The sequence below is a fragment of the Clostridium sp. UBA1056 genome, from assembly GCA_002316385.1.
In the GTDB taxonomy this organism is placed as follows: Bacteria; Bacillota; Clostridia; order Clostridiales; family Clostridiaceae; genus Clostridium_J.
The window spans coordinates 38,127-51,915 of sequence record DCDL01000063.1 but is presented as its reverse complement, the minus strand read 5'-3'; the positions used below and the strand labels follow the sequence as shown (position 1 = coordinate 51,915).

Sequence of the window (13,789 nt, the reverse complement as noted above, 5' to 3'; positions counted from 1 at the left end):
TTCATATCAGCTTAACAGAATCTATATTTTCTCTATATATTTATTTAAACTTAAATTATGTAAAATTACTAGTGTGTTTTGGATATGATGTTTACAACAACCATCTATATTTGATCTTTCTCCAAGCAAATTCTTGGAGAACGTGGTCATATTTATATTTTTATCGCTCAATTTTATGATAATATTTGTTATATACTACAATGAATACAATAAAATGAACAGCCCCCTGTCAAGTGGACAGGGAGTTGTTCATTATTTTAGGATACTAAATTTTATATTTTTCAGCCAATAATAGATCTTAATTATTGGTGGCTCTTTTCAGCAGCTTCTGCATCTGCTTTGGTCATATGAACTGTACCACGTGGATGTTCAGGGGGTGCATAGATAGTATATACTTTAAGTGGTTTATTGCCTGTATTAATAATATTATGCCATGTACCAGCAGGTATCATGATTGCAAAATCATCACGGACTTTTGCTTGAAAATCTAATCTCTCCTTACTATTTCCCATTTTAACAAGTCCTTGACCTTCTTCAATACGTATGAACTGATCAACGTTGGGATGAACTTCTAAACCTATATCATCGCTAACATTGATACTCATCAAGACAACTTGTAGATGTTTTCCTGTCCATAAAGCCGTCCGAAAGGTATTATTTTGCTTAGTGGCTTTATTTATGTCAACTACAAAAGGTTGTGGCCCATAATCCCTTAATTCAGCTTGACCATTACTCTTTACTGATTGTGGACAATGAAATCGTGAATCATACTCAAATTCATCAGTAAAAGAAGTATACTGGTCATTAAACTGCCTCGCAAAATCTGGATCATTGTAACTTGGTGTGTTAATAAAGTCAGGATATGGATAAGTGTTATAATCATCATACATACCCTCTAAATTATATATTCCCATATTAGCACAATAAGGGCATGGATACATCCTGTAAGTATTATACATATTATTATCTCCTTTTATAATCTTATAAGGTCATAATATGTTTTAAATTTTGCAAATGTGCTTACATTCATTAGATGATTGTGAATATGGTATATTTAAATATTGATTTAGGCACGTGAAAATAAATAATAGACCAAAGATTCGAAGTATATTTGTCACGAGACAAGGAGTTAAAATCCTGTCATAGTNNTTTATTTGATAGTGCCTTATATTCTAAAATTCAACTCCTTGCTCTCAAAGTAAGTACTGAAAATCAAGTCAAAATCAATCTTCTTTAATTATATTCTTACAGCATAAATAGGTAATAATAAAATATCCTCCATATATTACTATTAAAAAACCTGCTGTCATTATTATTGATGGAAGTATATTTGCCTTTCTAAAGGTTTGAAGCATAAGATTGCTCACCTGTATTCCAAAGATTGAGTGTATAACTGCTAAAATCAATGGGAATGCAAAGAATACACCAATCTGCTTAAATATTGATTTATTAATCATCCTTTCATCTGCGCCTAGTCTTCTAAGAATGCTATATCTCTTTATATTGTCTGAGCACTCAGATAGCTCCTTTAAGGCTAAAATAGCAGCGCTAGAAATTAAAAATACTATACCTAGATATATTCCAAGGAATACAGCCATAGCTGCCATGCCTATACTCCTATCATTAATTGCTATCTTAGTATTAATGTACAATCCAGAATTTTGTGCATAGCTGCTGCTGTGTAAATCTAAGATTTTATCCTCAATTTTTTGCTTATCCACCTTGTTAGTAGCATTATAGTTAGCAATTAAATAACTTCGATTTTTCATTGCCTTGCTAACTGCATTATCCGGTACAATAATAATTCCCATATTCATCTTCTCTGAAGACATAGTGATAAAACCATCCTCACAATGATCAAATTTAGGAGTGTATTTATAATCATCTATAGTAATTGTCGCTCCAGCCTTCAAGGCTTCATTTCTAATATTCACCATACTGTCATAATTACAAAGAACCACATATTCATTATCTTCTAGCTCATACTGTGTCAATCCATAAAGCTCTGCTATCTTATTATAATCACTAATTTTTACTAACTCCTGTAGGACTGAAAAATATGAGTCTGGAAAGATCTCCTCAATACTAGAGACAGTACTTCCTAGAGTATCCTTAAGGATAATCTCCTCTGTTTTATAGCTGTAAAATTCAAAGGCATCCTTTAAATTATCTTTCACATCGAAATTCATCTTTGTTAATGTTTCTCCAATGGAAATTTTAGAATCCTCTATTTTTTCCTCAGGGTATGGATTTCCATCACCATCTACATCTGCTATTGATAAATCTGCCATCTTTTGAATCTGAATATCTACTGGAACGTTGTGTCGTAAATTTTCCTTAGTAGTAGTATTTAAGGATACTGCACTAGAGAATATGCAAATAGTTAAAAATAGCATTAAGCATATAACTGTCATGGAAAATACCATTGTATTTATCTTGCTACTAAGCTGTCTTATGGTAAAGCTATTAAGTTTTTTATAGTAAGAGTTCTTCATAGACATTACAGCCTTTAATATAAAGCCTGATAAAGACCAAAAGATTAAAAAGGTTCCCACTACACCATAAATTATCTGCTTTGCTACATCTGAAAATTCCACTAAGTTACCTGATCCTGTTGTAACATTATAATAGGCATATCCAAGAAGCACTGTGGAAAACAAAAACACTATGACACATAGATATGGATTCTTCATTTTAACCTTCTCTGACTTCTTATCTGCTTGAATTAAATCAATAAGCTTACATCTACTTACCTGTATTGTATTAAATATCATAACAATGATGTACATAATACCAAAATAAATAATAGTCTTCATCATAGCTGAAGATGAAAAAGTAAAGGTAAATTTACTCATATCTGCATCAAACATATTAGCTACAACAATAGACATAACCTGTGATAAGGCAATACCTATTCCAAGACCTATGACTAAAGATATTGCTCCAATGGAAAGAGTCTCAAAAAATAAGATTTTAGATATTCTTCCCTTGCTCATTCCTAATGTCATATATACGCCAAACTCCCTGTTTCTTCTCTTCATCAAGAAACTATTAGCATAAATTATCAAAAAGCCTAGGACGAATGAAACGAAGACGCTTACTGCTGATAATACCTTATCAATCATGTGAAATGCTTGACTAGTTGATTTAGACATGGTAAGCATAATATTCTGACCATCAATGGAGTTAAAAACATAAAAGATAGCTACTCCTAAAATAAGAGTAAAAAAATATATTAGATAATCCTTAAAGCTTTTCTTTATATTTTTCAATGATAGCTTAAATAACATCATTTGCATCCCCTCCAAGTAATGATACCATATCGATAATTCTATTAAAGAATTCCTTTCTTGTGTCATTGCCTCTTATGAATTCATTGAATATCTTTCCATCCTTAATGAATATTACACGAGAAGCATAACTAGCTGTAAAGGCATCATGCGTAACCATGAGAATTGTAGCCTTTATATCCTCATTTAAATTTTTAAGTCTTTCTAACAGCATCTTAGAACTTTTAGAATCTAAGGCTCCTGTGGGCTCATCAGCTAAAATCAGCTTTGGATTTGTAATGATAGCTCTGGCGCTTGCTATCCTCTGCTTTTGTCCTCCAGACATTTCATAAGGATATTTATTTAACACTTCAGTGATACCTAGCTTTTCCGCTACATTCTTAATCCTCTCTTCAATTTCCTTAACCTTTACATCCTGTATCTGTAGTGCTAAAGCAATATTTTCATAGGCTGTAAGTGTATCAAGAAGATTAAAATCTTGAAAGATAAAGCCCAGCTCCTCTCTTCTAAATCTATTTAAAGCATTTCCTTTAAGCTTTGTAATATCCTCATCTTCAAGAAATATATGACCACTTGTCACCTTATCTATAGTGGAAATTACATTTAGAAGTGTAGTTTTTCCTGAACCACTAGCTCCCATAATGGCAACAAATTCTCCCTTTTCAACCTCTAATGAAATATCATCAATAGCTTTAGTAAGATTAGACTTATTTCCATAATACTTACTAATGCCCTCAATTTTTAATACCTTTGACATTCTGTATCCACCTTTCTTATATTGGGTTCAATACTTTCACTAACCCATAACAATTGTTCCTTACAATATTGATTATATAAAAAGATTAGGTACATAAACATCGAAGTATATTACATTACCTTACGCCGCTGTAACCTATACTAATTCAAAACTTCATAATATTCATCATTGTTAAAGGTAATTGATACTCTAGTAAACTGTTTCTTTACTGAGGCTATGTCTATACTATGACCAAGCTTTTTACATAGCTTCTGTGCTAGGTATAATCCCATTCCTGTAGAAGTTGAAACTTGTCTGCCATTTTCTCCCGTAAAGGACTTTTCAAAGACCTTAGAAATATCTTTCTCGCTTATTCCAATACCATTATCTTCAATATATAATATACTTTGAGTCCCCTCCACTACAACTTTAAAGGATATACTTGGATCTTTGTCACTACAATACTTAATACTGTTACTAAGTACCTGATTTATAATAAATTCAAGCCACTTACTGTCACTTAACACCTGCACCTCTATATTTTCCATTTGAATTCTTATATTTTTCAAAATAAGAGTATCCTTATTCTTTTTTATCACAGTATTTATTATATCTTTAAGGTCGCAACCCTTTATTAGATAATCTTTCTCTGAATTTTCTCCTCTAGCAAAATATAAAACCTGTTCCACATAATTCTCTATACGTTGAAGCTGTTCTCCCACCTTTTTATTAGCATCAGCCTTATTATTGTGTAAAATTAAAACACAGCTAGCAATAGGCAACTTAACCTCATGAATCCAAAGCTCAATATATTCCTTAAAGTCTCTTATACTTCTTCTGTACTCTTCAATATCCTCATTCATAGACTTATCTATTTCATAAAGGAATTCACAAAGTAGCCTCCCCTCCAAAAAGTTAGGCTTATTCACCATCTCAGTTATTAAATACTTCTTATCAAGACCTTCTAGTCTCCTTTGAAACTCATTATAAAAGGATCTTTTACTTAAATAATCATAGACTATCATCATTGCTCCAAAAATAAAAAGCACAATTGCAATAGATGTTATTAATGCCATTGACGCCTTGAACATGACGAGAAAAAATAATATAAGAACCATAAGAAATATATACATTAAAATAATTATAGCTTTATCACCTAAATAATCCTTTAGCTTCATATTAGAATGTACCCCTGCTCTCTTCTAGTCTCAATAACACATTTAAGCTCTATACTTTCTAGCTTCTTTCTTAATCTTGTTATATTAACTGTAAGGGTATTATCATCAATGAATTTATCCTCTCCCCAAAGGTGATTCATAATTTGGTTCCTTGTAACAATTTCTCCCTGATGATTTAATAAGAAGTAAAATATACTCATTTCATTTTTTGAAAGCAATAACTCCTTATCACCATTCTCTAGTGTACTTTTTAGTAGATTCACCTTAACACCTCTGTAGCTTTGAATATTATTAATCTTGTTCATTCTCCTAAATAAAGCTTCAATATGTAGAAGTAGTAATGCTGGATTATATGGCTTTGTAATATAATCATCAGCACCATAGCTCATACTTAAAACCTCATCTAACTCACTATCCTTACTAGTCACCATAATTACTGGTACATCAGATTCCTTTCTAATTTCCTTCAGAAGCTGTTGACCATTAGTATTTGGTATCTTTATATCTAGCAAAACTAAGTCAGGATCAATAGCTAAAATTTCCTCTTTAGCATTATAAAAGGAAGGTAAAATCATAGCTTCATATCCATTATCATCTAATAATAATTTAAGCTCATTCCTTAACTCTATATCATCTTCAACTATTAAAATCTTCATAAATATCACTCCTCTTCATAATAAATTATACTTTAAAATTAAAACTTATTTCTTAGAAATTCTAAAAAAGCAATTATTTATCATTAAGTATCCCTAAAATTCGCCCTTTATAGCCTTATATTAGAATAAGACTATAAATTAAATTAATTCGCTACATAAGCTCTACTGATTCTTGACCATCTCTTCCATGAGATAGTTTTTTCACTAAACAAATCTGATATTATAGGTAGAGATAAATAGAAAAACCCTCGACAACACATTTTTGCATTGTCGAGGGTTTCACAATAGAGATAAAGCACAACCTTTAAAATTCTCTATTCCACCTTAAACTACTATAATTAATTATCATACTTGGCCAAAAACTCTCGAGTTTCTTTTCCAATCTCTTTTGATCTTGTATAGTAAATATAATGCTTTCCTTCTAAAGCGCAATAATTAAATTTAATAAATCCCTTAAATTCATTTATATTTTTATTCATTACCTTTGTATATTTCTCATTATTTATATCTTTCATAGATTTAATTGCAATAAATTTGAGTATTGGTAAGTCATTTGATATTTTAGTTTTATTTACTGTTTCACAATTCTTTAATAACAAATCAGCTTCATTTTTCATAGTTTTATTAAATGAACTTTGAACTCCCATTTTTACCAAGTCATTTTTATCACTTTTAGAAAAACAATTTTCATCTTTATAAATGTCATTATAGTATATCCTATCGACTCCTAAAAAGTTTCCTACTTTAGCTAGAGCATATTGCTTCTTACCAAAGGAAAAATCAATCTTATCTGATTCTTCTACAACTGTTTTTACTAATGTTGTATCTAACATAACTATTGCCTTAACTTCTTTTGGATAAGCAGCTGCATAATACTGGGCGTATACCCCTGATATTGAATGAGGCATAAGTATATATGGACCATCTATCTTTGCTTCCTTCAATGCCATCCTTGTTTCGTCAACAATATTTTCTACACTTCGTTCTTTGGAAGTTTTATCACTAAATCCATAGCCAAAAGGTTCTACAATAACTACTTTAAAATCCTTTTTTAATTCATTAATTAATGGCTTAAAATCAATTGAAGGTGCAGGTGTTCCTAAGCCAGGCATTAAAACAATTGTTTTCTTTCCCTCACCCTCAGAATATACGTGCATTTTTTTACCATCAACATTCACAAATATACCTAAAGGTTTAACATCATCCTTTTCTAAGTATTTTCGGACTTGACCTACTACAGAGATAATTATTAGTAATGCTAATATCACAATAAGGATGTTTCTTAATATTTTTATTATTTTTTTAAGCACCGCTATCACCTTCTTCATAAACCATATTCACATAATTATTACTAATGAAAATATAGAATAAAATCATTGTTATTGAATATAATCCTAAAGAAATTATTAGCTGAAGATTAAAAGAAAAATTCATTACTTGTTCTAACATCTTCATAGCAATAATACTGTGTAATATTGCTACACTGCAAGGTAAGATAAATGAGATTGCAACTTGCACATATACAGATTTTTTTATTTCTTCTTTACTCATTCCTACTTTCTTCAATGTTATGTACTGTTCTTTATCCATAAATGCATCCTTTAATATTTTAAAATACATTGTACTAAAGGTTGAAAGTATAAATATTATAGACATTACCATCCCAAGAAAATGAAATATTTCTATTGCATAATAATCCCATGTATATTCACTAATACGTGGATATACCTCGCCTTGATTTATGACCTTCCTTATATCTAAGATTAATTGCTTTGAATCTACCTCATTGCTTATTTGAACGCAATTTAATGATACCTCATTAAAACCTTTCTTTACCTTTTCATATTCACTATCTTCTAATACATATATATTTTTTGTTCCTAATTTATCTATAATTCCAGTGAAGGGGACTTCTTCTTGTGTTTTTATAACAAATTCTCTATTATTTATTTCTATTTCCTTTTTCACAACATTAAAGGTCGGTGCTAATGTTGTTGCACTTGCTATAAAAACAGCTTCTTTTCCCTTTGGTTCAATATTATCTGTTACTTTATAATGTAAAAATTCTAAGTTCTTTTTTAATGTTGAATAGCTTGTTATTATTGCTTCATGATTGTAATCTACTTTCCTAGAGTAGTTTTTATACTTAACCTCTCCCAAGAAAAATATATTTTCATTAATTCCAATGAACTGATGATTAGATTGTTTAATTGTCTCTACTGCTTTTTCCTTTGATTCTTCATCATTACTTTCATAACTAAAACTATATGGAGATTCTTTAATAGCTTCTCTTTTTGCAACTTCATTAAAAGACAAGCTTGTTCCAAAGGCTGTTATAGCTGCTGCACATAATATTGCAGTCATAGCTAGATTGCGATAATTCCCCTTTAGTCTAAAATACACATTAGAAATGCTCACTAACATAACATTTTTGTATACTAGCTTTTTATTTTTAATTACCTTATCAAGAACTATAGACATGAAACTTCCAAAGAAAAAATAAGTTCCAATTGAAACACATAACAGCGCTGTCACAGATGAAATCATCAAATCTAAATCCCAGCTTTTAATCATAATACCGGCCATGTATCCAGCTAAAATTAATAGCACACCTAAAATTCCTTTAAAATATCTTAACTTTGGAAGCTCTTCTTTTTCCTTTGTAGCATTAATCATATCTATGAGTTTACTTTTCTTTACCACCCTGTATTTTTTATAGCCTATTGCTGCGAAAATACATGAGAATACTAAGATTACTATGATGATAGAATTTAACGATATCTTGAAAGGTATTTCTAAATTTAAAAAGATTGACTTTGCTAAAAGCATAAAAAACAATTTAGATAAAATTATTCCAAATGCGAGTCCACTAAATATGGAAACAACTCCAAGGAATAGACTTTCTATTGCAAATACTTGTCCGATTTTTGATTGAGTAACTCCCATTAGCATATACAAGGCAGTCTCTTTTTGCCTATTTAATAGGAAAAACTTATCTGCATTAAATATAAAATATATTACTGTGCATACTAAAATAAAACCACAAGAAATACTTGCTACACTTGCTGCCTGAAATCTTTCGCTTACAGAAATAAATGCTTCATTATTTTCTATTGCTAAAAAGTTATAAAAAGCTGCAACAGAAACAATTGTAATAAGCAAATAAAGTTTATATACCTTTATATTATTCTTAAAAAGCTCAAATGATAGTTTAAATGAGTTCATCACTTTCTCCTCCCATAACTGCTATCATATTAAGAATCTTTTTAAACATCTCACTTTTATTCCCTCTGCTATATAGCTCACCATTTATACTCCCATCCTTTAAAAACATTACTCTATTTGCATAACTTGCAGCCCTAGCATCATGAGTTACCATAACAATTGTGGTATTATAACTTTTATTAATATTGGCAAAGCACTCAAGAACTTCTACAGATGATTTAGAATCTAAAGCACCAGTTGGCTCATCTGCAAAAATTACCTTTGGAGATGTAATTAATGCTCTACAAATTGCTGCTCTTTGCTTTTGCCCTCCCGATAATTGATAAGGATACTTATCTAGATGTTTTTCTATTCCTAAGAGTTTTGTCAGTTTATTGATCCTTTCCATTATTATCTCTATCTTTTCACTGTTTAGTGTTAATGGTAATGCAATATTATCTCTTATTGTCATACTATCCAACAAATTAAAATCTTGAAAAACAAAACCTATTACATCTCTTCTAAACCTAGCTAATTCATCTTCTTTTAGACTATTTACATCTTTACCATCAATTATGACCTTTCCAGAAGTTGCCTTATCTATTGTTGACATAATATTTAAAAATGTTGTCTTTCCTGACCCTGAAGGACCCATTATACTAAAGAATTCCCCCTCATTAATCTCTAAATCTATTTCCTTCAATATTTTATGTTTATTCGTTAGTCGCCCATAATCCTTAATTAAATTTGATACCTCTACGATTTTTTTCATAAACTATCACCTCATATCTATAGTATAATTTGCACCTAAGTATTCTTCCATCTATTCAGGTTACAAATCAAGCTCTATTATGACATCGGTGTAATATTGAAGTAATCTTCTAACTTATAAAAGCTTAAAATAAATTCAGTGTACTCTCCCTCTTCACTTTCTACCTTCAAATCTATATTTAAGTTATTACACATCTTTTTTGCATAATATAAACCAATACCAGTTGATTTAGTTCTTGTCCTCCCATTCTTTCCAGTAAACCCTTTGTTGAATATTCTATTTATATCTTCCTTTGGAATGCCAATCCCATTATCTTTAATGTGTAGATAATAAGCTTTACTATCTTCTTTGCTAAAAATATATAGCTCTCCATTTTCATTAGTGTACTTACTGCTGTTATTAATAATTTGAGAAAGTATATAGTGAATCCATTTTCTATCGCTTATTATGTTAAAACCTTCAACTTCTACTATTATTTCAATGTTTTTATCTATGAAAAACTCTGTGTTTTCTTTTATTGCCTTTTTAATTTCATCTTTTACTGATACCTGCTCACTTTTTATATCTATATTATAATTGTTTGCCCTTGTAACATATAGCATTTGATTTACACTAAACTCCATTTGTTTCATTTCAGAGATTGTCTTTTGGGATTGCTCCTCTTCAAGGTTTTCTAATAATAGATAAATAACAGCAATATTAATTTTAATATCATGAACCCATTTTGTAATATAATCTTCAAAATCATTTATATTGTTTTTTAAGATTTCTTCCTTCTTTAAATGCTCTAGCTTTTGTTTTTCTAACATATTTGAAAATACATTTAAATGAAAATCCTTTATTTTATTATCTAATTCCTCACTGCATTTTAAAATACTACTATATTTATTCTTTTCTTTTATGAAGCCATAGATAAAAGCTATGAGTACTGTTAATACAATAAGTACATCCATATACACAATATCTTGGAAACTTTTATTTATAGTACTGCTGCTATATAATATACAATTAATAATTATAAAAATTATTGAATTGCTTATTAACCATATTTTATTAATCTTAATATAATCCATCATCTTCATCGCTACTTTTCTCTCCCTAAAAAAGGCCAACTATCTAGAGTTTTTATCTAAACAGTTGACCTAATATCATAATATTATATATCCAATGCCTTTTTGGGTTACTATTAAACCTTTTATTCCAAATTTCTCTAATCTATTTCTTAATCTATTAATATTAACGGTTAAAGTATTTTCATTAACATAAATATCATCATCCCAAAGCTTTTTCATTAGCTTGCTTCTAGAAACACCTTTTCCCTTATTTTCCATAAGAGTTTTCAAAAGCAGTATTTCATTTTTTGTAAGCCCTAAGGATTTTTCATTATATAAAAGAGTTGCATTATCTAAATTTAATAGTAAATCATCACATTTTAATACTTTTGCTTCTTCATTTTTATACTCATATGTCCTTCTTATAATAGCTTGTAATTTTGCAATTAACACCTCTGAGTTAAATGGTTTTTGTATAAAGTCATCTCCACCATTATTCATTGCCATTACTATCTCCATATTACTATCCCTTGAAGATACAAATATGATTGGTGTTTTAGATATTTGTCTTATCTTTTTACACCAATAAAATCCATCACAAACTGGAAGATTAATATCCATAAGGATAACGTCAGGTTCACATTTTAAAAAACACTCTATTATTTTTTCAAAGTCTTCACAAACATTTACTTCAAATTCCCATTTATTTAGAAGATTACTTAACACTTCACACATGGCTTTATCATCTTCAATTATCAATAATTTATATGTATTATTCATTTCTATGCCCTAACCTATACTAATAACTTATTGCTTTATGTGTTTTGTTTTTATAATTTTTACCTATTGTACTAGTTAAATACATCATAGATAATAATATTATTTATATTTCGCCTTTATCTATACATAGAAAGATAGATACCACCTATTTCCAATGAATGGACCAACATTTTTAAATTTTAAAATGTTAAATATTTAAATAGTTTCCATTATAACTTTTTAAAAAGTTATAATGCTATATATAATGTTACATATATGAACTAAATAATTCTTTTATGAAAATTACTAAGTTCACCTAGCACACCAAGTAATATTTTTATTATATCATCTTTGAATACAAAACAAAATATTCACTCTCATCAATCCATTGATTTCTAATAATTTAAGTAAATAAATTCAAATATAAAATATACATCAAATTTATACTTAATTAAATCACTAAGTTCTTTTTCTGAAATTCATAGATTTCCACATATAAATCTTCCTGTTGAATCATCTGTATTATTGAATTATAATTAAATAATTTCATATTCTGCTTTATTAAGTATCTGTTGAGATGCTGTCCCAGCTATCATTATATGTACCTTTTCCAATAAGCCAGTTTAATCCCCAATGACGTTCAAATACTACTCCTGAATCTAAATATGCTGGTGAATTTTCCCCATGTATTCTAGCATCTACACAAGCCCAGTTATAACGATAAATTAAATCCGCCTCATCTAATATTTCGTCTATATCTTTTAATTTAACTATTTTCATAAAATCATTAAAATCTTCACAATCTGCTACTGCACGAATTGCAAAATCACAATCACATATTTGCGAAGGATATTCTAGTTTATCTACAATTCCTAGTGACCAAATAAGTGTCCAATAAGCTTCATATTTCCATGCCATATTAATTACATCTTGCTTTTCTGGATTACTAAATATAATTTTCTCCTCAGCTTCTGTTAACTCTTCTTTTACCCCATACTTGTCTAAAAATCCTTTGAAAAACTCCTTGGATTCTTCAATATTTTCTCCACTATTAATATCACAAGCCACTTGAATGGAGATTAAACAAGCAATAGCACGTTTCGCTATTTCTTCTGCACTTCGCACCTCTATTTCATTTACATCCTCAATGACTGGAAGTCCTTCCATATATGGAACTTTATTAGCTTTTAATATTTCTATCGATTTTTGTTTTCTTTCTAATGAATTCACACTCTTTCCCCCTTATCTTTATAACAGACCATCACATTATATTCTAATAAGTAAAATGATATTCTTTCTTATTAACCTTATCACAACTACACCTATCCTGAAATTCACCATTCTCTTAATAAATAATTCTATTCTAATTTTACCATTTATTATAGTCTAAGATAATCATTAATTATCTCTTTCTACTTACCTTTGAAAACTCTTTAAATACATACGCGTAGCAATTAATTTCTATTAATTCTACAAATCATTAAGTTTTTGATATAATAAATTTATTATACTTAGGAGGTAGAGAATGAAATCAGCACAATATTATATAGAAAAATTAGATATGACACCCCATGTGGAAGGAGGATACTTCAAAGAATCAGTAATATCAGAAGATTTCTTTAGAGAAGATAAAAAATTATTTAGTAGCATATATTTCTTACTTGAAACTGGAAATGTATCTCATTTTCACAGATTAACTTCTGATGAGATGTGGTATTATCACGATGGTCAACCCCTGACTATCTATATGATAACACCAGGGGGTGAGCTTATAACTAAACAATTAGGATTAGATATAGAAAAAGGAGAGGTTCCACAAGTTTTAGTTCCTAAGGGGTATATATTTGGTTCTTCTATGAACAATGATGGATTTGCTTTAGTTGGATGTATGGTATCACCTGCATTTACTTTTGATGATTTTGAGTTATTTGAGAGATCGGAACTTTTAAATATGTATCCACATCTCGAAGATATAATAAAGAAATTAACTAGATAATATATTCCTTATTATTAACTAAATATTTATCTAACATATTATCGTATAGAAAAAGGGCTTTAGCAAAATATATTACTACTCTTATATAAAATATTGAATATGCACTTTAATATTATTGTTAGCAAATGCCATTTGCATAAGTAAGA

General features: G+C 29.2%; 12 protein-coding genes. 1 reads left to right on the top strand and 11 read right to left on the bottom strand.

The window, feature by feature from the left end; genetic code table 11:
• Nucleotides 1-302: 302 nt before the first annotated feature.
• The 11 genes from B3W71_RS18430 to B3W71_RS18380 all read right to left on the bottom strand — a co-directional run bounded on the left by B3W71_RS18430 (nt 303) and on the right by B3W71_RS18380 (nt 12,877).
• On the bottom strand, nt 303-959 hold the full coding sequence (locus B3W71_RS18430) for a cupin domain-containing protein (protein ID WP_346890391.1): 657 nt from the start codon (nt 957-959) through the stop codon (nt 303-305).
• 264 nt (nt 960-1,223) lie between these two features.
• Nucleotides 1,224-3,293 (bottom strand): ABC transporter permease, encoded by a 2,070-nt coding sequence (locus B3W71_RS18425; RefSeq protein WP_346890390.1) that lies wholly within the window; start codon nt 3,291-3,293, stop codon nt 1,224-1,226.
• Nucleotides 3,280-4,047 carry an ABC transporter ATP-binding protein gene (locus tag B3W71_RS18420; RefSeq protein ID WP_346890389.1) on the bottom strand — a complete coding sequence of 256 codons (768 nt, stop codon included), beginning with the start codon at nt 4,045-4,047 and terminating at the stop codon, nt 3,280-3,282. Before B3W71_RS18420 ends, B3W71_RS18425 begins: the two co-directional genes overlap by 14 nt.
• A gap of 140 nt (nt 4,048-4,187) precedes the next feature.
• Nucleotides 4,188-5,204 (bottom strand): sensor histidine kinase, encoded by a 1,017-nt coding sequence (locus B3W71_RS18415; protein WP_346890388.1) that lies wholly within the window; start codon nt 5,202-5,204, stop codon nt 4,188-4,190.
• Nucleotides 5,201-5,860: a response regulator transcription factor gene (locus B3W71_RS18410; RefSeq protein WP_346890387.1), complete on the bottom strand. Its 660-nt coding sequence runs from the start codon at nt 5,858-5,860 to the stop codon at nt 5,201-5,203. Before B3W71_RS18410 ends, B3W71_RS18415 begins: the two co-directional genes overlap by 4 nt.
• Nucleotides 5,861-6,198: 338 nt before the next feature.
• Complete coding sequence (locus B3W71_RS18405) at nt 6,199-7,170, bottom strand: alpha/beta hydrolase (protein ID WP_346890386.1); 972 nt, start codon at nt 7,168-7,170, stop codon at nt 6,199-6,201.
• Nucleotides 7,163-9,085: an ABC transporter permease gene (locus B3W71_RS18400; protein WP_346890385.1), complete on the bottom strand. Its 1,923-nt coding sequence runs from the start codon at nt 9,083-9,085 to the stop codon at nt 7,163-7,165. The genes B3W71_RS18405 and B3W71_RS18400 overlap by 8 nt, the downstream gene beginning before the upstream one ends.
• On the bottom strand, nt 9,072-9,836 hold the full coding sequence (locus tag B3W71_RS18395) for an ABC transporter ATP-binding protein (RefSeq protein ID WP_346890384.1): 765 nt from the start codon (nt 9,834-9,836) through the stop codon (nt 9,072-9,074). The genes B3W71_RS18400 and B3W71_RS18395 overlap by 14 nt, the downstream gene beginning before the upstream one ends.
• A gap of 77 nt (nt 9,837-9,913) precedes the next feature.
• Entirely contained in the window at nt 9,914-10,918 is a 1,005-nt protein-coding gene (locus B3W71_RS18390) for a sensor histidine kinase (protein WP_346890383.1), read from the bottom strand.
• A gap of 66 nt (nt 10,919-10,984) precedes the next feature.
• Nucleotides 10,985-11,668, bottom strand: coding sequence for a response regulator transcription factor (locus tag B3W71_RS18385; protein ID WP_346890382.1), 684 nt, complete (start codon nt 11,666-11,668; stop codon nt 10,985-10,987).
• Between the two features lie 540 nt (nt 11,669-12,208).
• Nucleotides 12,209-12,877 (bottom strand): DUF4272 domain-containing protein, encoded by a 669-nt coding sequence (locus B3W71_RS18380; RefSeq protein WP_346890381.1) that lies wholly within the window; start codon nt 12,875-12,877, stop codon nt 12,209-12,211.
• Nucleotides 12,878-13,172: 295 nt separating this feature from the next.
• Here B3W71_RS18380 and B3W71_RS18375 point away from each other — a divergent pair, with 295 nt between their 5' ends.
• Nucleotides 13,173-13,643, top strand: a complete 471-nt coding sequence (locus B3W71_RS18375; RefSeq protein WP_346890380.1) for a cupin domain-containing protein — start codon at nt 13,173-13,175, stop codon at nt 13,641-13,643.
• Nucleotides 13,644-13,789 lie beyond the last annotated feature (146 nt).

Coding starts and splice junctions, on each gene's coding strand:
- B3W71_RS18430 (WP_346890391.1), bottom strand. CDS start 959: ATGTATAATACTTACAGGATGTATCCATGCCCTTATTGTGCTAATATG.
- B3W71_RS18425 (WP_346890390.1), bottom strand. CDS start 3,293: ATGATGTTATTTAAGCTATCATTGAAAAATATAAAGAAAAGCTTTAAG.
- B3W71_RS18420 (WP_346890389.1), bottom strand. CDS start 4,047: ATGTCAAAGGTATTAAAAATTGAGGGCATTAGTAAGTATTATGGAAAT.
- B3W71_RS18415 (WP_346890388.1), bottom strand. CDS start 5,204: ATGAAGCTAAAGGATTATTTAGGTGATAAAGCTATAATTATTTTAATG.
- B3W71_RS18410 (WP_346890387.1), bottom strand. CDS start 5,860: ATGAAGATTTTAATAGTTGAAGATGATATAGAGTTAAGGAATGAGCTT.
- B3W71_RS18400 (WP_346890385.1), bottom strand. CDS start 9,085: ATGAACTCATTTAAACTATCATTTGAGCTTTTTAAGAATAATATAAAG.
- B3W71_RS18395 (WP_346890384.1), bottom strand. CDS start 9,836: ATGAAAAAAATCGTAGAGGTATCAAATTTAATTAAGGATTATGGGCGA.
- B3W71_RS18390 (WP_346890383.1), bottom strand. CDS start 10,918: ATGAAGATGATGGATTATATTAAGATTAATAAAATATGGTTAATAAGC.
- B3W71_RS18385 (WP_346890382.1), bottom strand. CDS start 11,668: ATGAATAATACATATAAATTATTGATAATTGAAGATGATAAAGCCATG.
- B3W71_RS18375 (WP_346890380.1), top strand. CDS start 13,173: ATGAAATCAGCACAATATTATATAGAAAAATTAGATATGACACCCCAT.